Here is a 21,684-nt window from a genome sequence, read left to right as displayed (position 1 = left end):
CGCACTCCTAATCCAGGGGAATAGCCACGCTCAGGCTGGTGCCCTCGCCCGGTTCGCTGTCCAGGGTCATGCTGCCACCAAGCATCAACACCCGCTCGCGCACGCCCACCAGCCCGAAGGATGTCGGCCGAGCCTGCTCGAGACTGAAGCCCTGGCCGTCATCGATGACGGTCAACTGCAGGCGCGGGCCAAGGCGCACCAGTTCGATCTGCACCGTATGCGCCTGGGCGTGGCGCATGACGTTGGTCAGCGCCTCCTGGAGGATACGGAACAGGCTGGTGGCCTTGGCGTCGCTCAATGCGGGCAGGTTATCAGGCACCTGAACCAGGCAGGGAATCTGTGTGCGCGCCTCGAAACGCCGAGCCTGCCATTCGATCGCCGAGGCAATGCCAGCGTCGAGGATCGGCGGGCGCAAGGCGGTCGCCACATCACGCACCAGTTGGAACAACTGGGCGATCAGACGCTTCATGCTGGCCAGGCGCTCATTCAGGCCCGGGTCAAGCTCGGCATAGGCCAGCTCGCACATGGACACCTCGAGTTTCAATACGGTGAGCATCTGCCCCAACTCATCATGCACCTCCCGGGCGATACGTGCCTTTTCTTCCTCGCGCACGCTCTCCAGGTGCGCCGACAGCTCACGCAATTGCTCCTGGGAGCGCGCTAACTCCAGCTCCGCCCGCTTGCTCTGGGTGATGTCCCAAACGATCCCGTCCCAGACCACGCTGCCATCGGCCAGGCGCCGGGCGCTGGCCTTGATGTCGGCCCAACGCTGCTCGCCCTGGCGAGTGAGGATGCGACCTTGCCAGGACCAGTCCTGGTCGGTGGCCAGGGCCAGGTCCTGGACCCGGTGGTAGTCGGCCCTGTCGGCCGGGTGGACCAGGTTGCGCAAGCCCATGTCTGGGTGCTGGATGGCAGCCGGCGAGTAGCCGACCAAGGCCTCGCTGCCCTCACTGATGTAGGGGAACTCCAGCTCACCCTCGGCCGGATCGCGCTCCAGGCGGAACACCAGGCCCGGCACGTTGCCGGCAATCCCCTTGAGCCGCGCCTCGCTCTCGCGCAGAGCCGCCAGCGCCCGACGCCGTTCAGTGACGTCGGCGAGAAACACCACCAGGTATTCGGCATCGCGAAAGCGCAGAAAACTCAGCGACAGGTCCACGGGCAGTAGGCTGCCATCGGCACGCAGACAATGGGTCTCGAAGTGCTCCGCCGTACCATCGCTGGTCCTGGCGCGCTTCCAGATTCCCAGCCAGCGGTCCATATCCAGGTTTGGTTCGAAATCGATCAGTGGCCGCTCCACCACCTCGCCCTCGGCGTAGCCCAGCATGCGTTCCGCAGCGCGGTTGGCGTAGCGGACATGGCTGTCCCAGTTGACCCAAAGAATACCTACGGTGCTCTGGTCGATAGAGAACTGGCTAAGGCGCAGTGCTTCCTCGCGGGTCAGGCGCTCGGCAAGGTTCTCCCGGGCAGCCAGCAGGTTGCGCTCCAACTGCCGCTGCTGGCGGCGCTGCCAGAGCAAGATCGTCAGGGCACAAAGCAGGAGCAGCGCCAGCAGCAGCGCGAGGTTCTGCCAAAAGCCCGTCGACTCGCTCAGGCGCGGGTACTTCGGCTGCAACCAACGCTGGTGCAATTGCTCCAAGTCCTTGGCCGGAATTGCCTGCATCCCTCGCTCGATGATATCGGCCAGCAGGGGCCAGTCGCGCCGCGAGCCCACCCGCAACAACTGCGGCAAACCGATATCACCGACCACGGCCAAGTCGGTGAACTCGATCTCCCGTGACAAACGGGAGAACTGGGCCTCATCCACCACCGCATAACTCGCCTGCTCGCTGAGCACCAGTTGCAATGCCTCGCGCTCCTCGGGCACGCCTTGCAGGTTGAGGTTGCCATAGTTGGCCCGCAAGTAGTCGGCCAAGGCGCTGGGCATGCGTACCGCGACCCGTTCGTTGCTGGAGAGTCTTTCCAAGTCCACCGCCAATGCGCCACTGCGCGGGCCGACCACCAGTTGCGGGATGCGCATGTACGGATCACTGAACAACCACAGACGCAGGCTCGCCGGCGTCTGGGTCAAACCGGGAGCCAGGTCGATCTCGCCAGCCTCAAGCGCGTGCTCCAGCGCGGCCTGGTCGGGAAAGTTGCGCCACGTCAGGTCCAGCCCCAGGGCGCGGCCGAGCCAGTTCATCAATTCGACGTTGACCCCATACAGTTGCTGCAAGCGCCTGTCGAACTGAGCGTAGGGTGCTTGCAGCACCAGGCCGACCCGCAGGTTGCGGTGCTCTTCCAGCCACTGCTGCTGGGCAGGCTCCAGCACCACCTTCGACGGCGCGGGCGGATTGGCCAGGGCAATCAAGGGCAGACAGAACCAGCCGATAACCAACAAGCGACGCACTCGCTTCATCTGCACTCTCGTCTTGGCAAGGTCGGCCATGCTTGGCCGCCGCGGACAAATACTATTAGGCTGCCGGTATCATTCTGGCCTGGGTTGATCCATGTTCACACTTTATCGCACGACGCTGGCCGCGTTCTGCCTGGCGTCGATACTACCTGTCACCGTACAGGCCACCGATGGCAAAAAGCCAGAAGCCGCCACTGAATCCCCTGTGGCACCAGCGCCTCGCCTGCCACTGACGGAGCGTAGCCAGGAAGACGCACAAGCCCTGGAGCGCCAAGTGCCCAAGGCCGAGCTGCAAACGCTGCAGGCCGGCGCCGACAGTTTCCTGGCCCTGTGGAAACCGGCCAACGACAGCGACCCTCAAGGCGCGCTGATCATCGTTCCCGGCGCCGGTGAAACAGCCGACTGGCCAAAAGCCGTGGGGCCGCTGCGGCGCAAGTTTCCTGATGTGGGCTGGCACAGCCTGAGCCTGACCCTGCCCGACCTGCTGGCCGACAGCCCGCAAGCGCGGGTCGAAACCCAGCCGACGCCTGCGCCCGACCAGGGTACAGGCGAGAGCGCTCCGGCCAAGGACACACCGGCCGATGCCAATGCCAACGTCGCCCAGGCTACCGCCGCCGAAGCTGATACGGCGCAAAGCACCAATGCCATGGAAGCCAGCGACCAGAACGACCAGGCTGACGCCGAACGTATCTTCGCCCGCCTGGATGCCGCAGTGGCCTATGCCCAGCAGCAGAACGCGCGCAGCATCGTGCTGCTCGGCCATGGCAGCGGCGCCTACTGGGCCGCCCGTTACCTGAGCGAGCGACAACCGCCAGAGGTACAGAAGCTGGTGATGGTATCGGCGCAGACACCGGCACGGGTCGAACATGACCTGGAAAGCCTAGCGCCGACCCTGACGGTGCCAACCGCCGACATCTACTACGCCACCCGCACCCAGGATCGCCACGCCGCCGAACAGCGCCTGCAGGCCAGCAAGCGCCAAAGGGACAGCCAGTACCGACAAATGCTGCTGATCGCCATGCCCGGCAATGCCGCAGCGGAGCAGGAGCAACTGTTCCGCCGAGTACGCGGGTGGTTGAACCCGCAGCCTGAGAACTGAGGCTACAACCGAAACAGCGCGAACACTTCAGAACCCCCGCCGCTTTCGCACAAGGGAATAGGCCTGGTGCAGTTCACGCGTGCGCTCGGTCGCCTCGCGCACGCGGGCCTCGCTGGCACCGCTGCCGACCAGTTTGTCCGGGTGGTGGCGACTGAGCAGTCGGCGGTAGGCCTGTTTGATCTGCTCGGCATCGGTATCGACCTGCACACCGAGCAGACGCAGCGCTCCGGTATAAGTCATGGGGCCACTGTCCAGTGCAGCCTTGCGCGGCTCATAGTCGAGGGACAACGCCTGGACCTTGGCACCGGACAACCCTAGCTGCTGCCCCCAGCCCATCAACAGCTCCCGCTCCTGACGCCCAGCCTTGCCATCGGCCCAGACCATACGCCAACAAGCGCGCAAGGTGCCTTCGGCGGCATGGGGTTGTTGCCTCAAGCGACGCAGATAATGACCCAGCCGGTCCTTACCCGATTTGCCACGATTGAATGCCTCGATAGCCCGACGCCGGGCCGGCTCGCCCATGTCCAGGCGCTGCATTTCCTGGCGGGCCTGGCGGATATGCCCCTCGGACACCCGGCCGTCGCTCTTGGCAAGGCGTCCCAGCAGGACGAACAACACCTCTTCATCGCGCAGGGCCGGGCGCCCGCCAAACCGTTCGCGAACATCCTCCCAGCCTTGCAGTTGCAAACGGCGGTCCATCGCCTGACCCAACAGCGCGCCCAGCAAGGCACCCGGAATGCTCGCCAGCGCGAAACCAGCTCCGGCACCTATAACTGTGCTCGGCCACCACATGTCAATTGCGCCCGGCGAGCAAGCGCTCGACTTCAGCCAGGCGTTCCAGGGTGCCGACATCTACCCAGCGCCCAGCGTAACGCTCACCGCTGACTTGCCCATGCGCCATGGCCTGACGCAACAGCGGCGCCAGTTTGAACGCCCCTGGCTGGCAATCGGCGAACAAGGCCGGGTCGAGTACGGAGATGCCACTGAAGGTCAGGGTCTGGCCGCTGCCATCCGTGTCCGACACCTTCCCTTCCTCCAGGCGAAAATCACCGCGCCCGTGGTGATCTGGATTGTCCACCAGGACCAGGTGCGCCAGGCCAACCAGCGGCGCCCGTAGCAAGCTGAAGTCGTAGTCGGTCCAAACATCGCCATTGACCAGCAGAAAGGGGGAGTCACCCAGCAATGGCAGCGCCTTGAAAATGCCACCACCGGTTTCCAGCGGTTCACTCTCGGCTGAATAGCGGATGCTCAACCCCCAGCGACTGCCGTCACCCAGGTGGCCTTCAATCTGCTGGCCGAGCCAGGCGTGGTTGATCACTACCTCGGTGAAACCCGCCTGGGCCAGGGCCTGTAGGTGGTATTCGATCAACGGTACCCCGGCGACCGGCACCAGCGGCTTGGGGGTATGCAGGGTCAGCGGCCGCATGCGCTCACCTTTGCCGGCCGCCAGGATCATCGCTTTCATGGACGAGCTCCGGCCGCGCCCTGCAGCTCGGCAATCAGTTGACCAAGCTCCGCCAGCTCGGCGCGGCGGCCGATCACCTCCTCTATATAAGCGAAGAAGCGTGGCACATCGGCGACATAACGCGGTTTGCCATCACGGTGGCAGATCCGCGCGAAGATGCCGATGACCTTGAGGTGGCGCTGCACGCCCATCAAGTCGCTGGCGCGATGGAAGTCCTCGAAATCGGCCTGCACCGGAATACCGGCGGCCTTCGCCCGTTGCCAGTAACCGTGCAGCCAGCCTTCGACGCGGGCCTGCGGCCAGCTCAGGAAGGCATCCTTGAACAAGCAGGTGATGTCATAGGTCACCGGCCCGTACACCGCGTCCTGGAAGTCCAGCACGCCAGGGTTTGGCTCGCTCAACATCAGGTTGCGCGGCATATAGTCACGGTGCACCAGAACTTTCGGCTGGGCCAGCGCGCTGTCTATCAACAGGCTGCTGACACGCTGCCAAACAGCCAACTGAGCCTCGTTGAGCGTCAGGCCTAGCTCACGGCCGACGTACCACTCAGGGAACAGCTCCAGCTCGCGGCGCAGCAGCGCAACGTCGTAGCTCGGCAGCGGCGCCTCCATTGGCAACTGCTGGAACGCCAGCAGGGCCTCGATGGCATCAGCGAACAGGGTATCGGCGTTGTCGGCGTCGATGACCTCCAGGTAGGTCTGGTGGCCCAGGTCGCCGAGCAGCAGGAAGCCACGCGCCAGGTCCTGGGCATGGATAGTCGGCACATGCACCCCGGCGCTGGCCAGCAAGTGGTCGATGTCGACGAAGGGGCGGCAGTTCTCCTGAGGTGGTGGTGCATCCATGACCACGAAGCTGCGGTCGCCGCCCTGCCAGCGGAAATAGCGACGGAAACTCGCATCGCTGCTGGCGGCGGTCAGGTTGCCTTCGGGAACCGGGCCCCAGCCTTGTTTCGGATAGAGATGGTGCAATTGTTCATCGAGCCAGACAGTCAGTTGTTGCAGGCGTGCATCATGATCGGGCATTACAAGGGTCTCCGACGGCCCTAGCCGTCAAGCGGGTCATGCTTTATTATCCAGCATCTTGTGCGACACGCGTAGCGTGTCTCCTCCACCAAGCTGTATGGTCAGCTTGATGGGATTTCCGGGAGGAAATCGAATACTTGGGTATCCATCCCCAAGAAACAAAACCAGCCCAGAAGTTCATTGCCTTCAAGAACTTACCGCTGCGGCGGATGGCAAAACCCAAGGTCGTTCAGCTCTCGGTAGCACGACCGCAAAACCAGCAACATCCGGTTTTGGAGAGCCCTCTACATACCAACCCAAGCGGGGGATCTGACCCCCGCAGGGGTCTCCTCCTGCTCATTTTGAACCAGGAGGCATCAACTTTCCGACCAACGGCTATCTTGCTGTCTTGGTTCGGTCTTCCAGGAGACATGAGCGAAAGCTCTGTCTGTCATTGTCCAACTGCCGCCTCTATGGAGCAGTAGCGGACTCGTTGTGCGACCAACGGTAGCCTACGACGGCATGCATCACTGACAACGGTGGTGTGTGAAGCCCGTCAGACAACGTAGCCCCCATATGGGTGCATCTCTCCCGCGAGGAAGAATGCAGAGACTCGGAGCAGTACCGGGTTGAGGCGCTAGGCTGGCTGGTACGGCCAACACAAGTGAATCGCTGATAAACACCGTAAGGATAACCATGCCAAAGCTGCTGTTAGGCATGAACCAAAATGGTACGAGGTTGGATATCCCTGTGGGATGTGGGGATACGTCGCCATCATAACCTCCGGTGAAAAGGCGGGGCCTAACCCAGTCGTGTGACAGACAGGGAACGTGGTAAGCCCGTATATCTGCCCTCAGGGCAGGTGGACCGTAAGGAACACTGTTAGTTATGCGGGTATGGGATCGCAGAGAAAGCGAATGCCAGACCGTAATATTCTGGATAGAGGTTGAAACATCACCTCACGGGAAACCGGGCAGACTTCTGCGTGGTCTTTCGTCGCAATAACTCTGACTGAGACCGTCTCATTAACCTCAGGGCCTAGCTCCATTGGCCCTTGATAATCCTACCCTGACGGGGTGCATGCACCCCTCAGGGGGTACGTGCGCCTTCCGCTCGGGTGGTTTCACTTTGAGAGGAAAGCAGCATGAAAGAGCTCAGCCAGCAAGGTGAGTCTGCGCTTTCCGGCACTCCGCAACAGTGGCACGACGTCGATTGGCGCCGAGTCCACCGGAATGTCCGGGGAATGCAGATGCGAATTGCGAAGGCTTGTCGGGAAGGCAAATGGCGCAGAGTCAAATCTCTGCAACGGATGCTCACCCGCTCGAAGTCGGCCAGATACCTGGCTGTACGGAGAGTCACGGAAAATCAGGGGAGCCGCACGGCGGGAGTCGATAAGCAACTCTGGGATACACCCAACGCAAAATGGATTGCGGTTGGTCAGTTGAAGACGCGGGGATACGAGGCTCGGCCACTACGGCGAGTCTACATCCCGAAGTCGGACGGACGGGAACGCCCACTGGGAATACCGACCATGACGGACAGAGCCATGCAAGCGCTGTACATGCTGGCCCTGTCTCCCATCGCTGAAACCCGAGGAGATCCGAACAGCTACGGCTTCAGGATCGAACGCTGTACGGCGGATGCGATGGCGCAATTGTTCTTGTGCCTATCCAAGCGGGCTTCGGCCTGCTGGGTATTAGACGCGGACATCGAGGGATTCTTCGACAACATCAACCACGAATGGCTATTAAGGAACGCCCCCACGGATGCACGGATTCTCCGGCAGTGGTTAAAAGCTGGAGTTATCCACAAGGGGCAGCTACACGCAACGGACGCAGGTACGCCACAAGGGGGAATTATCTCCCCCGTGTTAGCGAATCTGGCACTGGATGGTCTGGAAAGACTCCTTAAGCAGCACCTAGGAGTGACAAGGGCGAAGAAGCTGAAGGTGAACGTGGTGCGATACGCCGATGACTTCGTAATCACAGGGGCCTCTCCGGAGGTTCTGGAAAACGAAGTTAAACCTTGGGTAGAGCAGTTCCTCGCAACGCGTGGGCTGCGGCTGTCACTCAAGAAAACGCGTATCGCCCACATCGACGAAGGCTTCGACTTTCTTGGATGGAATTTCCGGAAGTACGACGGAACGTTACTGATCAAGCCGAGCAAGAAGAACGTCAAAGCGTTCTACAGCAAGATCAGAGAGGCGATTGACTCTCACAAGACGGTCAAGCAGGAGGATCTGATCCGACTGCTCAACCCGAAACTGAGGGGCTGGGCGCTGTACCACCAACCAGTTGTCGCGAAACAGGCGTACAGCCGAATGGACCACAGAGTGTTTATCAAACTCTGGCGTTGGGCGAAAAGGCGACACCCCAACAAGTCCCTCGACTGGGTAAGGAAGAAATATTTCCGGACCTCAGGCGACAGGAGCTGGGTGTTTGCCACCACGGTAGTAGACGAAGCTGGAGGTAAAAGGGAGGTCGAGTTGTACTCGCTCGCGAGTACTCCGATCGAACGGCACAGGAAGGTGAGTGGGGACTATAACCCCTACGATCCCACCATGGAGGCTCAAGGCGAGAAACTGCGGATGGACCGGATGCTGAGCAAGCTCAAGTACCGGAAACAAATCAACAGCCTCTTCGCCAGTCAAAATGGACTGTGTCTGCTGTGTAAGCAACCGATAACCAGGGAAACAGGGTGGCATGACCACCACATCATTCACCGCGCTTCGGGCGGTGGCGATGAATTGGGCAATCGGGTACTCTTGCACCCCAACTGTCACAGCCAGCTCCACACGCGTGGTCTGCACGTGAGCAAACCGGCTCCCCATGGGAGCTTCGTAAAGGCTTGAGCCGTATGCGCTGAAAGGTGCACGTACGGTTCTTAGGGGGGGAGGGGTCAGGAATGGCTCCTCCCTACCCGACTTTCAGACCATCGAGAGGCGTGCGGCCCCACACGCGGGCAGATGGCACGCAGGAAGCCCGGACTAATAAGATGGCATTGAAATCCCCCGCGTTTCGTAGAAAGTTTCCGTTGCTGGTGACCGGCGGTCTGCTGATCCTGCAACCTCTGGCCACCTCATACGTGGTGGCAGCCGAGCAGTTTGACTGCCAAGTGTCCGCCTCCGGTGGCTGGGACTGCAAGCCCAAGACCGCTGTCACCGACCTGCCACCGCGCCCGGTGCACAAAGGAGCTGCCGTCAGCTCCAGCGAGCAGGCGCCAACCGAAGGCGTCGATGCCGAGCCCAAGCCTGTACTGGTCACCGATAGCAAGGGCCGCGGCCTGAAGTCGCGCAGTGCCGACTACAGCCACCTGGACTGGGTGCCACGTGAGCAACTGACTCCAGCCCAACTGGCCGAGACCGGCCCGTATTGCGCCGGCGCCTACATCGAGCCAATCCGTCCGGGCATGAACGACACCACGCCCAAGGACGAATCGCCGACCTACATCAATGCCAAAGTTTCCCGCTATCAGCAGGAGCAACAGATCGCCACCCTCGCCGGTGACGTGGTCATGCGCCAAGGCAGCATGCAGATCGAAGCCGAAGAGGCCAACCTGTACCAGGCCGAGAATCGTGGCGAGCTCAAGGGCAATGTAAAACTGCGTGACAACGGCTCGCTGGTGGTGGGTGACCAGGCGGAAATCCAGCTCGACACGGGCGAGGCCCAGGTCGACAACGCCGAATACGTGATGCACAAGTCGCGCATCCGCGGTAACGCGCTGTACGCCAAGCGCGCGGAAAACGCGATCATCCGCCTGAAGGACGGTACCTATACCACCTGTGAGCCGAACAGCAACGCCTGGCAGCTCAAAGGCAACAACATCACCCTGAACCCAGCCACCGGCTTCGGTACTGCGACCAACGTCACTCTGCGGGTCAAGGATTTCCCGGTGTTCTACACACCGTACATCTACTTCCCGATCGACGACCGTCGCCAGTCCGGCTTCCTGCCGCCCTCGTTCAGCACCAGCAGCGACACCGGCTTCATGCTGGTCACGCCGTACTACTTCAACCTGGCGCCGAACTACGATGCCACCTTGTATCCGCGCTACATGACCAAGCGCGGCCTGCTGATGGAAGGTGAGTTCCGCTATCTCACCAAATCCAGCGAAGGCCAGTTCGGTGGTGCGTATCTGAATGACAAAGAAGACGAACGCAAGCTGCAGTCCGATTACAAAGAGCAGCGTTGGATGATCAACTGGCAGCATAAAGGCGGACTTGACAGCCGCCTCATGACTGAAGTCGATTACACTAACATCAGCGACCCCTATTACTTCCAGGACCTGGAGTCAGATCAAATCGGCGTGGAAAGCCGAGACTATATCAACCAGCAAGGTGCGTTGACCTATCGCGGTGATAGCTATACTGCTCGCCTTAACCTGCAAGGGTATAAGCTGGCGTCCATCAGCAAGATCACCCCATATGATCGACTACCGCAAGTCACCTTCAACGGTACTCTCCCTTATCACCCTGGAGGACTGGACTTTGCGTACAACACTGAGTTCGTTCGCTTTGATCGCGACCTGCGAAAAGGCGACTTTGTGGATGAGAATGGTTTTGCAACACCGTGGTACGACACCCGCGTAGCAGGTCTCGCCCGCGCCACTGGTGATCGTATAAATGTTGCTCCGTCCGTAAGCCTTCCTTTGACCGCATCCTACGGTTTTATCAAGCCATCGCTGAAATATGTCTACACCAACTACCAGTTGGACCTAGATCAGCGCGGTAAAGACACGCTCAGTGCTGATGAAAACTACAGCAGTTCCCAAGACCGTAGCGTACCTATTTTCAGTGTTGATAGCGGTTTGTACTTCGACCGTGACACACAATGGTTCGGCAAAAACTACCGTCAGACCTTGGAGCCACGCCTGTTCTACCTGTACGTCCCGTATAAGGATCAAACCGACATTCCGGTGTTCGACACTAGCGAATCGACGTTCAACTATGCGTCTCTGTTTCGTGAAAATCGCTTTAGCGGCTCCGACCGTATTGGTGATGAAAACAAGCTCTCGCTGGGCATCACCAACCGCTGGATTGAAGAGAATGGATTCGAACGCCAGCGTTTCAGTATTGGTCAAGCACTCTATTTCAAAGATCGCAAAGTCCAATTACCGCGCATCAACTATCGCGACCGCGATGACTCACAATCTGATGTTTCACCGTACGCGCTAGAATACCAATACCGCTTCAACCGCGATTGGCGCTTTAACTCAGACTTCAACTGGGACCCAGACAGCCACAGCACCCGCTCGGGCAGCGCAACGTTCCAGTACCAGCCTGAAGATGACGTCAACAAGATCGTCAACCTTGGTTACCGCTACCGCAACGATCTGGTCCGCTATGACCAGAGCACTGGTCGTTGGCAGGTAGGTGGTGGCGATTACAGCACCCCAGGCTCACCGAACTACATCAAGGACTACTATAAGATCCAGCAGCATGACTTCTCAGTGATGTGGCCGATCGTCCCACAATGGAGCGTAATCGCCCGCTGGCAACATGATTACAACCGCAACCGCACCCTGGAAGCCTTCGGTGGCTTCGAGTACGACAACTGCTGCTGGAAACTGCGTCTGATCAATCGTTACTGGATTGATTACGATGAGTACAGCCAAGACGCACCATCGAACGAAAAAGGCGACCATGGTGTCTTCCTGCAAATCGTGCTGAAAGGCCTCGGTGGCGTGGTGGGCAACAAGGTCGAATCCTTCCTCGATCAAGGCATTCAAGGTTACCGTACACGTGAAGAACAAGCTTATTGATCGCCTGCGCCCGCTGATGCTGGGCGCCGCACTGCTGAGTAGCGCGGTACATGCCGCGGTGCAACCGCTGGACCGGATCGTGGCCATCGTCGACAACGACGTGGTCATGCAGAGCCAGCTGGACCAGCGCACCCATGAAGTGCAGCAGACCATCGCCAAACGCGGCGGGGGCGTGCCCCCTGCCAGCGCGCTAGAGCAACAGGTGCTCGAGCGCCTGATCGTCGAGAACCTGCAACTGCAGATCGGCGAGCGCTCCGGCATCCGCATCACAGACGAGGAGCTGAACCAGGCCATCGGCACCATTGCCCAGCGCAACGGCATGAGCCTTGACCAGTTCCGCGCCGCTCTGGCCCATGATGGCCTGTCGTTCGATGATGCCCGCGAACAGGTCAAGCGCGAGATGATCATCAGCCGCGTGCGCCAACGCCGCGTAGCCGAGCGCATCCAGGTTTCCGAGCAGGAAGTGAAGAATTTCCTCGACTCGGACCTGGGCAAGGCTCAGTTCTCGGAAGAGTTCCGCCTGGCGAACATCCTCATCCCAACCCCGGAAAGCGCCAGTTCCGAAGCCATCCAGGCTGCGGCCAGCCAGGCTGGGGAAATCTACCAACAGCTCAAGCAAGGCGCAGACTTCGGCCAGGTGGCTATTGCCCGCTCCGGCAGCGAGAACGCTCTTGAAGGCGGCGAGATGGGCTGGCGCAAGGCAGCCCAGTTGCCTCCACCGTTCGACCGCCTGCTGAGCTCGATGGACGTCGGCGATGTCACCGAGCCAGTACGCACGCCGGGCGGCTTCATCATCCTCAAGCTTCAGGAAAAGCGCGGCGGCGGCCAGTTGCTGCGTGATGAAGTACACGTTCGCCATATCCTGATCAAGCCGAGCGAGATTCGCAGCGAGGCGGCCACCGAGCAACTGGCCGAGCGTCTCTACGAGCGCATCAAGGGTGGTGAAGACTTTGCCGAACTGGCAAAAAGCTTCTCGGAAGACCCAGGTTCAGCGCTCAACGGCGGCGACCTCAACTGGGTCGACCCAGAGAGCCTGGTGCCGGAATTCCGGGAAGTCATGGCCAACGCCCCGCAAGGCGAAGTGTCCCGTCCGTTCAAGAGCCAGTACGGCTGGCACGTGCTGGAAGTCCTTGGCCGCCGCGCGACCGACAGCACGGAACAGGCCCGCGAACAGCAGGCCCTGAATGTGCTGCGCAACCGCAAGTACGACGAAGAGCTGCAGACCTGGCTGCGCCAGATCCGCGACGAAGCGTACGTTGAAATCAAGCTGCCTGGCGCTGACCAGGCCGCCCAGTGAAACACCTACGTTTCGCCCTGACCCCGGGCGAGCCTGCAGGTATAGGCCCTGACCTATGCCTGCTGCTCGCCACCGAGGCACAGCCCCACCCCCTGATCGCTATCACCAGCAGTGACCTGCTCGCCGAGCGGGCCACGCAGCTGGGGCTGGCTGTCACCCTGCTACCGGTGACACCGGGCGCCTGGCCTGATCAGCCGGCCCCTGCTGGCAGCCTGTACGTCTGGGATACGCCACTGGCAGCCCAGGTCGTGCCCGGCCAACTGGATCAGGCCAATGCCGCCTTCGTCTTGGAAACCCTGACCCGCGCCGGCCAGGGCTGCCTGGAGGGCAATTTCGCTGGCATGATCACCGCGCCAGTGCACAAGGGCGTGATCAACGAGAGTGGTATCGCCTTTTCTGGCCATACCGAGTTCCTCGCCGACCTGACCCATACCGCCCAGGTGGTGATGATGCTGGCCACCCGTGGCCTACGCGTGGCCCTGGTGACCACTCACCTGCCCCTGCGCGACGTTGCCGACGCCATTACTGTCGAGCGCCTGGAGCGAGTCACGCGGATCCTGCATGCCGACCTGCGCGACAAGTTCGGCATCGCTACCCCACGCATCCTGGTCTGCGGGCTCAACCCACACGCCGGCGAAGGCGGCCACCTGGGCCGCGAAGAAATCGACATCATCGAGCCGACACTGGCTCGCCTGCGCACTGAAGGCATGGACCTTCGCGGCCCGCTCCCAGCCGACACCTTGTTTACCCCCAAATATCTGGAGCACTGCGACGCAGTGCTGGCGATGTACCACGACCAGGGCCTGCCCGTGCTCAAGTACAAAGGCTTCGGCGCTGCGGTCAACGTGACCCTGGGCCTGCCGATCATCCGCACCTCGGTTGATCACGGCACCGCCCTGGATCTTGCCGGCACCGGCAAGATCGACACCGGCAGTCTGCAGGTCGCGCTGGAAACCGCCTACCAGATGGCCGAGACCCGACTATGAACGAGCATTACCAACACCGGGCGCGCAAGCGCTTCGGACAGAATTTCCTGCACGACGCCGGGATCATCGACCGCATCCTGCGGGCCATCAACGCCAAGGCTGGCGAGCACCTGCTGGAAATCGGCCCGGGCCAGGGAGCCCTGACCGAGGGCCTGCTAAGCAGCGGCGCGCAACTGGACGTAGTAGAGCTGGACAAGGACCTGGTGCCGATCCTGCAACACAAGTTCGCCGAGCACAGCAATTTCCGCCTGCATCAGGGCGACGCCTTGAAGTTCGACTTCAACCAGTTGGGCGTGCCGCCGCGCAGCCTGAAGGTCGTGGGCAACCTGCCCTACAACATCTCCACGCCGCTGATCTTCCACCTGCTGCAACATGCAGGGCTGATCCGCGACATGCACTTCATGTTGCAGAAGGAAGTGGTCGAACGTCTGGCTGCCGGTCCCGGTGGCGGCGACTGGGGCCGTCTGTCGATCATGGTGCAATACCACTGCCGGGTCGAACACCTGTTCAATGTCGGCCCAGGCGCCTTCAACCCGCCGCCCAAGGTGGATTCGGCAATCGTCCGCCTGGTCCCGCATGAGACCCTGCCACACCCGGCCAAGGACCCGCGCCTGCTCGAACGCATCGTCCGCGAAGCCTTCAACCAACGCCGCAAGACGCTGCGCAATACCCTGAAGGGCCTGCTCGATAGCCAAGCCATCGAAGCCGCCGGTGTCGACGGCAGCCTGCGCCCGGAACAGCTGGACCTGGCCGCGTTCGTCCGCCTGGCCGACAAACTCGCCGAACAGCAAGACACCTAATACCGATGGGGGCCGATCGGCCCCCATTGCAAGCCCCGCACACGACTGGCCTCCCGCCCCGCCAATAGCCTAGACTGCAGCCATAGCCGTATCCGCGTCTGTTTGTCCAAGGCCTCTTGCATGTCTGATCCCCGCTACCAGATCGACGTCAGCGTCGTGACCCGCTACCTCAAAGAACAATCCGATCCTGAAAACGACCGTTTCGCGTTCGCCTACACCATTACCGTGCAAAACAACGGGACCGTGCCGGCCAAGCTGATGTCACGTCACTGGCTGATCACCAACGGCGACGGGCAGGTCGAGGAAGTACGCGGCGCCGGCGTCATCGGCCAGCAGCCGTTGATCGAGCCAGGCAAGAGCCATACCTACAGCAGCGGCGCCGTCATCAGCACCCGCGTCGGCACCATGCAGGGCAGCTATCAGATGTTCGCCGAAGACGGTAAGCGCTTCGACGCCACCATCGCCCCGTTCCGTCTCGCCGTCCCTGGAGCCCTGCACTGATGGCGGTCTATGCGGTCGGTGACCTGCAAGGCTGCCTGCAGCCCCTCAAGTGCCTACTGGAACGCGTCAGTTTCAACCCGGCCATTGACCGCCTATGGCTGGTCGGTGACTTGGTCAACCGCGGGCCGGACTCCCTGGAAACCTTGCGCTTCCTTTATGCCATGCGCGACTCGTTGGTGTGCGTGCTGGGTAATCATGACCTGCACCTGCTGGCGGCCTGGCACAACGTCGAGCGCCTGAAGAAGAGCGATACCCTGCGCGAGATCATCGAGGCGCCGGATGCCGACCAGTTGCTCGACTGGCTCCGTCGGCAGAAGCTGCTGCACTACGATGAGGAACGCAGCGCCGCCTTGGTCCATGCCGGCATCCCGCCACAATGGACCCTGGGCAAGGCCCTGGAACTGGCCGCAGAGGTCGAGGAAGTACTGCGCGACGATGCTCGCCTCAAGCTCTACCTGGACGGCATGTACGGCAACGAACCGAACAAATGGAGCAAGCAACTGAGCGGCATCGAGCGCCTGCGCGTGATCACCAATTACTTCACCCGCATGCGCTTCTGCACCGCCGAGGGAAAACTCGACCTCAAGAGCAAGGAAGGCCTCGACAGCGCCCCCAAGGGCTACAAGCCCTGGTTTGCCCATAAGGCACGGCGCTCGCGCCATGTGAAGATCATCTTCGGCCATTGGGCGGCCCTGGAAGGCCGCTGTGACGAGCCGGGAGTCATCGCCCTGGACACCGGTTGCGTCTGGGGAGGGGCCATGACCCTGTACAACGTCGAAAGCGGCGAATTCCACCGCTGCGACTGCGCCGACGACGGCACGCCACGTGCCAGCACAACCCGCTAGAATGAACGATCAGTCCTGAAGGAAACCGCCCCATGAGCGAATTCAAACGCATCCCTCCCGAGCAGGCCCAGGCCTTGCGTGAGCAAGGTGCGGTCGTGGTCGACATTCGTGACCCGCAAGCCTATGCCGCCGGACACATCAGCGGCGCCAAACATCTGGATAACCATTCGGTCGCGGAGTTCATCCGCAACGCCGACCTCGACGCCCCGACCCTGGTGGTCTGCTACCACGGAAACTCCAGCCAGAGTGCAGCGGCGTACCTGGTCAGCCAGGGCTTTTCTGACGTCTACAGCATCGACGGCGGCTTCGAGCTATGGCGCAGCACCTATCCGACAGAAACCGCCCAAGGTCCCCTGGAATAAATTTTTCATTTTCCTGCAGCCCGCGCCCCGTGCGGGCTGGCGCCTGACCTGACGAACGGTCATAGGCAACTTCTCGGCGTCACGCCCTTGACCTCCCCGATAACGAACTATCCTTAAGCCCAGGCCATCCAAAAAGGGGAGAGCCGGTACACCGGCGTGCGGGTCATCGGTAGCGTTTCTACAGGTGTTCTGGGGGGTATACAGCAACCGGCAACCCGGTTGCATGCCAGCATCAGCTGACTGATCCGGCGTCGGCTCCACGTATCGAGCGAGGTGACGTCATGAGTATCTTTAGCCACTTCCAACAACGTTTCGAGTCAACACGCCAGGAAGAACTCACGCTGCAGGAGTACCTCGAGCTCTGCAAAGCGGATCGTAGTGCCTACGCATCGGCGGCCGAACGCCTGTTGATGGCCATCGGTGAGCCGGAACTGGTCGACACCTCCAGCAACTCCAGGTTGTCGCGGATCTTCTCCAACAAGGTAATCCGCCGCTATCCGGCCTTTGAAGACTTCCACGGCATGGAAGAATGCATCGACCAGATCGTTTCCTACTTCCGCCATGCCGCACAAGGGCTGGAGGAGAAGAAACAGATCCTCTATCTGCTGGGTCCAGTGGGTGGCGGCAAGTCGTCCCTGGCCGAAAAACTCAAACAGCTCATGGAGAAGGTGCCCTTCTACGCAATCAAGGGCTCGCCAGTCTTCGAATCGCCACTGGGGCTGTTCAATGCAGCCGAGGACGGTGCCATTCTCGAAGAAGACTTCGGCATCCCACGGCGCTACCTGAATACCATCATGTCGCCATGGGCGACTAAGCGACTGGCTGAATTCGGGGGCGATATCAGCCAGTTCAAGGTGGTCAAGCTCTATCCATCGATCCTCAACCAGATCGCCGTCGCCAAGACCGAGCCAGGTGACGAGAACAACCAGGACATCTCGGCCCTCGTGGGCAAGGTGGATATCCGTAAGCTCGAGGAATTCCCGCAGAACGACGCCGACGCCTACAGCTACTCGGGCGCACTGTGCCGGGCCAACCAGGGCCTGATGGAATTCGTCGAGATGTTCAAGGCGCCGATCAAAGTCCTGCACCCCTTGCTGACCGCCACCCAGGAAGGCAACTACAACAGTACCGAGGGTCTGGGGGCCATCCCCTATTCCGGTATCCTGCTGGCCCACTCCAACGAATCGGAATGGCACAGCTTCCGCAACAACAAGAACAACGAAGCCTTCATCGACCGGATCTACATCGTCAAGGTGCCCTACTGCCTGCGCGTCAGCGACGAGATCAAGATCTACGACAAACTGCTGTTCAACAGCTCGCTGGCCAAGGCCCACTGCGCCCCGGACACCCTCAAGATGCTGGCCCAGTTCACTGTGCTGTCACGCCTGAAGGAGCCGGAAAACTCGAACATCTACTCCAAGATGCGCGTCTATGACGGCGAGAACCTCAAGGACACCGATCCGAAGGCCAAGTCCATCCAGGAGTACCGCGATGCCGCCGGTGTCGACGAGGGCATGAACGGCCTGTCGACCCGCTTCGCCTTCAAGATCCTGTCCAAGGTGTTCAACTTCGACCCGCACGAAATCGCGGCCAACCCGGTGCACCTGCTTTATGTGCTGGAGCAGCAGATCGAACAGGAACAGTTCCCGGCCGAAGTGCGCGAGCGCTACCTGCGCTATCTAAAGGAATACCTGGCTCCACGCTACATCGAGTTCATTGGCAAGGAAATCCAGACTGCCTACCTGGAGTCCTACAGCGAGTACGGCCAGAACATCTTCGACCGTTACGTGCTGTACGCCGACTTCTGGATTCAGGACCAGGAGTACCGCGACCCGGAAACCGGCGAGATCCTCAACCGCATCGCTCTGAACGAGGAACTGGAGAAGATCGAGAAACCGGCCGGCATCAGCAATCCGAAGGATTTCCGCAACGAGATCGTCAACTTCGTGCTGCGCGCCCGGGCCAACAACAACGGCAAGAACCCGACCTGGCTGAGCTATGAAAAGCTGCGGGTCGTGATCGAGAAGAAAATGTTCTCCAACACCGAGGACCTGCTGCCGGTCATCAGTTTCAATGCCAAGGCCAGCAAGGAGGATCAACAGAAACACAACGACTTCGTCACCCGGATGGTGGAACGTGGCTACACCGACAAACAGGTCCGCCTGCTGTCGGAATGGTACCTGCGGGTCAGGAAATCGCAGTAGGCAGCAAGCTACAAGCTATAAGCGGCAAGCTGATCGCCGCGGTCTGGATGACGCGGTCCAGCTTGCGCTTGTGGTGACTGCTTTGTCTTGCAGCTTATGGCTTGCAGCTGAAGCTGTTGTGCTCCGGAGGGCCTATGAGCTACGTAATCGATCGACGCCTGAACGGCAAGAACAAGAGCACGGTCAACCGCCAGCGCTTCTTGCGGCGCTACCGTGAACATATCAAGAAAGCCGTCGAAGAGGCCGTGAGTCGCCGCTCCATCACCGATATGGAACATGGCGAGCAGATCAGCATTCCGGGACGCGATATCGACGAGCCCGTGCTGCACCACGGTCGTGGTGGCAAACAGACCATCGTCCATCCAGGTAACAAGGAGTTCACTGCTGGCGAACATATCGCCAGGCCTCAGGGCGGTGGCGGCGGCGGAGGACGCGGCAAAGCCGGCAACTCCGGCGAAGGCATGGACGAGTTCGTCTTCCAGATCACCCAAGAAGAATTCCTCGAGTTCATGTTCGAGGACCTGGAACTGCCCAATCTGGTCAAACGCCACCTGGCCGGTACCGATACCTTCAAGACCGTGCGCGCCGGTATTGCCAACGAAGGCAATCCATCGCGCATCAACATCGTCCGCACCCTGCGCTCGGCCCATGCCCGCCGCATCGCTCTGACCGGCAGCAGTCGCGCCAAACTGCGCGAGGCCCAAGCAGAACTGGCGCGTCTGAAGCGGGAAGAACCAGACAACTTCGGCGATATCCAGGAAATCGAAGCGGAAATCGAGCGACTGAGCGCGCGTATCAACCGCCTGCCCTTCCTCGACACCTTCGACCTCAAGTACAACCTGCTGGTCAAGCAACCCAACCCCAGCTCCAAGGCGGTGATGTTCTGCCTGATGGACGTGTCAGGCTCGATGACCCAGGCCACCAAGGACATTGCCAAGCGCTTCTTCATCTTGCTGTACCTGTTCCTCAAGCGTAATTACGAACGCATCGAGGTGGTATTCATCCGCCACCATACCAGCGCCCGCGAAGTCGACGAGGAAGAGTTCTTCTACTCTCGGGAAACCGGCGGCACCATCGTCTCCAGCGCACTGAAGCTGATGCAGGAGATCATGAGCGAACGCTATCCGGCCAACGAGTGGAACATCTATGCCGCCCAAGCTTCCGACGGCGACAACTGGAACGACGACTCGCCCATCTGCCGCGATATCCTGTCCAAGCAGATCATGCCGTTCGTCCAGTACTACACTTATGTGGAAATCACCCCCCGCGAGCATCAGGCGTTGTGGTATGAGTACGAGCGTATCGGCGAAGCCTTTGCCGACACGTTCGCCCAGCAGCAGTTGGTATCGGCCGGCGACATCTATCCGGTCTTCCGTGAACTCTTCCAGCGCAGGTTAGCCACATGACCGCCAGAGAGCAGAAACGCCAACATATTTCCGTCGGGTCCGAGTGGACATTCGAGCTGATCCGGGCCTACGACCGGGAAATCAGTCGCTTGGCCGCCCGCTACGCCCTGGATACCTACCCCAACCAGATCGAGGTGATCACGGCCGAGCAGATGATGGATGCCTATGCTTCAGTCGGCATGCCGCTCGGTTATCACCACTGGTCCTATGGCAAGCAGTTCCTCAGCACCGAAAAGTCCTACAGTCGGGGACAAATGGGCCTGGCGTACGAGATCGTGATCAACTCCGATCCCTGTATCGCCTACCTGATGGAAGAAAACACCATGTGCATGCAGGCGCTGGTGATTGCCCATGCCTGCTATGGGCACAACAGCTTCTTCAAGGGCAACTATCTCTTCCGCACCTGGACCGACGCCAGTTCGATCATCGATTACCTGGTGTTCGCCAAGCAGTACATCAGCCAGTGCGAGGAGCGCCACGGTATCGATGCCGTCGAAGACCTGATCGACTCCTGCCATGCCCTGATGAACTATGGCGTCGACCGCTACAAGCGGCCTTATCCCATCTCTGCCGAGGAAGAACGCCGCCGGCAGAAGGAACGTGAAGAACACCTGCAACGCCAGATCAACGACCTCTGGCGCACCATTCCCAAGAGCGCGGAAAAAGGTAGCGAACGCGACGATGCGCGTTTCCCTGCCGAACCCCAGGAAAACATCCTGTACTTCATCGAGAAGCACGCGCCGCTGCTCGAGCCTTGGCAGCGCGAAATCGTGCGCATCGTGCGCAAGATCGCCCAATACTTCTATCCGCAGCGCCAGACCCAGGTGATGAACGAGGGCTGGGCCACCTTTTGGCACTACACCCTGATGAACGACCTGTACGACGAAGGACTGGTCACCGACGGCTTCATGATGGAGTTCCTTCAGTCCCACACCAGCGTGGTCTTCCAGCCTGGCTTCGACAGCCCCTACTACAGCGGCATCAACCCCTATGCCCTGGGCTTTGCCATGTACCGTGACATCCGGCGCATGTGCGAGAACCCAACCGAAGAAGATCGCCGCTGGTTCCCCGATATTGCCGGCAGTGATTGGTTGTCCACCCTGAAGTTCGCCATGAGCAGCTTCAAGGACGAGAGCTTTATCCTGCAGTACCTCTCGCCCACGGTGATCCGCGACCTCAAGCTGTTCAGCATTCTCGACGATGACCAGCGCGACGACCTGCTGGTGCCCGCGATCCATGATGATGCGGGCTACAGGATCATCCGCGAGACCCTGGCAGCCCAGTACAACCTGGGCAACCGCGAACCAAACGTGCAGATCTGGAGCATCGACCGCCGCGGCGACCGCTCGCTGACCCTGCGCCACCAACAACACAACCGCAAACCCCTCGGCGACTCCACCGACGAGGTGCTCAAGCACCTGCACCGGCTGTGGGGCTTCGATATCCACCTGGAGACCGTCCAGGGCGACCAGGTGATGAAGACCCATCACATGCCGCCCCGGGGGGAGCACAGCGAAGGCGGTGAGTACGGCCGCATGGACCTGGCCGTGGTTCACCTGTAACCGC

16 protein-coding genes are annotated in these 21,684 nt (G+C 60.7%); 12 read left to right on the top strand and 4 right to left on the bottom strand.

The genetic code is table 11. From position 1 onward, the window contains the following. Positions 1–7 precede the first annotated feature (7 nt). Positions 8–2,395 carry a PAS domain-containing sensor histidine kinase gene (locus tag ACYU03_RS02510; RefSeq protein WP_461887970.1) on the bottom strand — a complete coding sequence of 796 codons (2,388 nt, stop codon included), beginning with the start codon at positions 2,393–2,395 and terminating at the stop codon, positions 8–10. Positions 2,396–2,486: 91 nt separating this feature from the next. Here ACYU03_RS02510 and ACYU03_RS02505 point away from each other — a divergent pair, with 91 nt between their 5' ends. Then, complete coding sequence (locus ACYU03_RS02505) at positions 2,487–3,491, top strand: alpha/beta hydrolase family protein (RefSeq protein ID WP_461887969.1); 1,005 nt, start codon at positions 2,487–2,489, stop codon at positions 3,489–3,491. Positions 3,492–3,518: 27 nt separating this feature from the next. Here the strand turns inward: ACYU03_RS02505 and ACYU03_RS02500 are convergent, their stop codons facing one another. Genes ACYU03_RS02500 through ACYU03_RS02490 form a run of 3 tightly spaced genes read right to left on the bottom strand, consistent with a single transcriptional unit; the run spans position 3,519 to position 5,978 of the window. Next, positions 3,519–4,283 carry a TerB family tellurite resistance protein gene (locus ACYU03_RS02500; RefSeq protein WP_461887968.1) on the bottom strand — a complete coding sequence of 255 codons (765 nt, stop codon included), beginning with the start codon at positions 4,281–4,283 and terminating at the stop codon, positions 3,519–3,521. A gap of 1 nt (position 4,284) precedes the next feature. Further along, positions 4,285–4,956, bottom strand: a complete 672-nt coding sequence (murU, locus tag ACYU03_RS02495) for an N-acetylmuramate alpha-1-phosphate uridylyltransferase MurU (protein ID WP_461887967.1) — start codon at positions 4,954–4,956, stop codon at positions 4,285–4,287. After that, a complete protein-coding gene (locus tag ACYU03_RS02490; RefSeq protein ID WP_461887966.1) occupies positions 4,953–5,978 on the bottom strand; it encodes an aminoglycoside phosphotransferase family protein in 1,026 nt (341 codons plus the stop codon). The genes murU and ACYU03_RS02490 overlap by 4 nt, the downstream gene beginning before the upstream one ends. A gap of 1,123 nt (positions 5,979–7,101) precedes the next feature. On the opposite strand from ACYU03_RS02490, the gene ltrA reads away from it, so the two are divergent. From ltrA to ACYU03_RS02435, 11 genes are all read left to right on the top strand, one after another. Further along, positions 7,102–8,808 (top strand): group II intron reverse transcriptase/maturase, encoded by a 1,707-nt coding sequence (ltrA, locus tag ACYU03_RS02485; RefSeq protein WP_461885033.1) that lies wholly within the window; start codon positions 7,102–7,104, stop codon positions 8,806–8,808. A 143-nt stretch (positions 8,809–8,951) separates the two neighbouring features. Continuing rightward, complete coding sequence (locus ACYU03_RS02480; RefSeq protein ID WP_461887965.1) at positions 8,952–11,717, top strand: LPS-assembly protein LptD; 2,766 nt, start codon at positions 8,952–8,954, stop codon at positions 11,715–11,717. Continuing rightward, a complete protein-coding gene (gene surA / locus ACYU03_RS02475) occupies positions 11,698–13,014 on the top strand; it encodes a peptidylprolyl isomerase SurA (RefSeq protein WP_461887964.1) in 1,317 nt (438 codons plus the stop codon). The genes ACYU03_RS02480 and surA overlap by 20 nt, the downstream gene beginning before the upstream one ends. Continuing rightward, a complete protein-coding gene (gene pdxA / locus ACYU03_RS02470) occupies positions 13,011–14,000 on the top strand; it encodes a 4-hydroxythreonine-4-phosphate dehydrogenase PdxA (RefSeq protein WP_461887963.1) in 990 nt (329 codons plus the stop codon). Before surA ends, pdxA begins: the two co-directional genes overlap by 4 nt. Then, a complete protein-coding gene (gene rsmA / locus ACYU03_RS02465; protein ID WP_461887962.1) occupies positions 13,997–14,800 on the top strand; it encodes a 16S rRNA (adenine(1518)-N(6)/adenine(1519)-N(6))-dimethyltransferase RsmA in 804 nt (267 codons plus the stop codon). Before pdxA ends, rsmA begins: the two co-directional genes overlap by 4 nt. A 120-nt stretch (positions 14,801–14,920) precedes the next feature. Continuing rightward, positions 14,921–15,301: a Co2+/Mg2+ efflux protein ApaG gene (gene apaG / locus ACYU03_RS02460; RefSeq protein WP_461887961.1), complete on the top strand. Its 381-nt coding sequence runs from the start codon at positions 14,921–14,923 to the stop codon at positions 15,299–15,301. Then, entirely contained in the window at positions 15,301–16,146 is an 846-nt protein-coding gene (locus ACYU03_RS02455; RefSeq protein WP_461887960.1) for a symmetrical bis(5'-nucleosyl)-tetraphosphatase, read from the top strand. Before apaG ends, ACYU03_RS02455 begins: the two co-directional genes overlap by 1 nt. 32 nt (positions 16,147–16,178) lie before the next feature. After that, entirely contained in the window at positions 16,179–16,508 is a 330-nt protein-coding gene (gene glpE / locus ACYU03_RS02450; RefSeq protein WP_461887959.1) for a thiosulfate sulfurtransferase GlpE, read from the top strand. A 281-nt stretch (positions 16,509–16,789) separates the two neighbouring features. Then, entirely contained in the window at positions 16,790–18,712 is a 1,923-nt protein-coding gene (locus ACYU03_RS02445; protein ID WP_461887958.1) for a PrkA family serine protein kinase, read from the top strand. Positions 18,713–18,846: 134 nt separating this feature from the next. Next, the gene (locus ACYU03_RS02440) at positions 18,847–20,118 is read left to right on the top strand and encodes a YeaH/YhbH family protein (RefSeq protein WP_461887957.1); all 1,272 of its coding nucleotides are present in this window, start codon (positions 18,847–18,849) and stop codon (positions 20,116–20,118) included. After that, positions 20,115–21,680 (top strand): SpoVR family protein, encoded by a 1,566-nt coding sequence (locus ACYU03_RS02435; protein ID WP_461887956.1) that lies wholly within the window; start codon positions 20,115–20,117, stop codon positions 21,678–21,680. Before ACYU03_RS02440 ends, ACYU03_RS02435 begins: the two co-directional genes overlap by 4 nt. The last annotated feature ends 4 nt before the right edge of the window (positions 21,681–21,684 follow it).

The organism is Pseudomonas sp. X10 (assembly GCF_054889225.1).
The sequence above is the reverse complement of the archived record's forward strand: the minus strand, read 5'-3'. Positions and strand labels throughout refer to the sequence as shown.

Coding starts and splice junctions, on each gene's coding strand:
- ACYU03_RS02435 (WP_461887956.1), top strand. CDS start 20,115: ATGACCGCCAGAGAGCAGAAACGCCAACATATTTCCGTCGGGTCCGAG.
- apaG (WP_461887961.1), top strand. CDS start 14,921: ATGTCTGATCCCCGCTACCAGATCGACGTCAGCGTCGTGACCCGCTAC.
- ltrA (WP_461885033.1), top strand. CDS start 7,102: ATGAAAGAGCTCAGCCAGCAAGGTGAGTCTGCGCTTTCCGGCACTCCG.
- ACYU03_RS02480 (WP_461887965.1), top strand. CDS start 8,952: ATGGCATTGAAATCCCCCGCGTTTCGTAGAAAGTTTCCGTTGCTGGTG.
- ACYU03_RS02490 (WP_461887966.1), bottom strand. CDS start 5,978: ATGCCCGATCATGATGCACGCCTGCAACAACTGACTGTCTGGCTCGAT.
- ACYU03_RS02440 (WP_461887957.1), top strand. CDS start 18,847: ATGAGCTACGTAATCGATCGACGCCTGAACGGCAAGAACAAGAGCACG.
- ACYU03_RS02500 (WP_461887968.1), bottom strand. CDS start 4,283: ATGTGGTGGCCGAGCACAGTTATAGGTGCCGGAGCTGGTTTCGCGCTG.
- ACYU03_RS02505 (WP_461887969.1), top strand. CDS start 2,487: ATGTTCACACTTTATCGCACGACGCTGGCCGCGTTCTGCCTGGCGTCG.
- ACYU03_RS02455 (WP_461887960.1), top strand. CDS start 15,301: ATGGCGGTCTATGCGGTCGGTGACCTGCAAGGCTGCCTGCAGCCCCTC.
- glpE (WP_461887959.1), top strand. CDS start 16,179: ATGAGCGAATTCAAACGCATCCCTCCCGAGCAGGCCCAGGCCTTGCGT.
- ACYU03_RS02510 (WP_461887970.1), bottom strand. CDS start 2,395: ATGAAGCGAGTGCGTCGCTTGTTGGTTATCGGCTGGTTCTGTCTGCCC.
- rsmA (WP_461887962.1), top strand. CDS start 13,997: ATGAACGAGCATTACCAACACCGGGCGCGCAAGCGCTTCGGACAGAAT.
- murU (WP_461887967.1), bottom strand. CDS start 4,956: ATGAAAGCGATGATCCTGGCGGCCGGCAAAGGTGAGCGCATGCGGCCG.
- ACYU03_RS02445 (WP_461887958.1), top strand. CDS start 16,790: ATGAGTATCTTTAGCCACTTCCAACAACGTTTCGAGTCAACACGCCAG.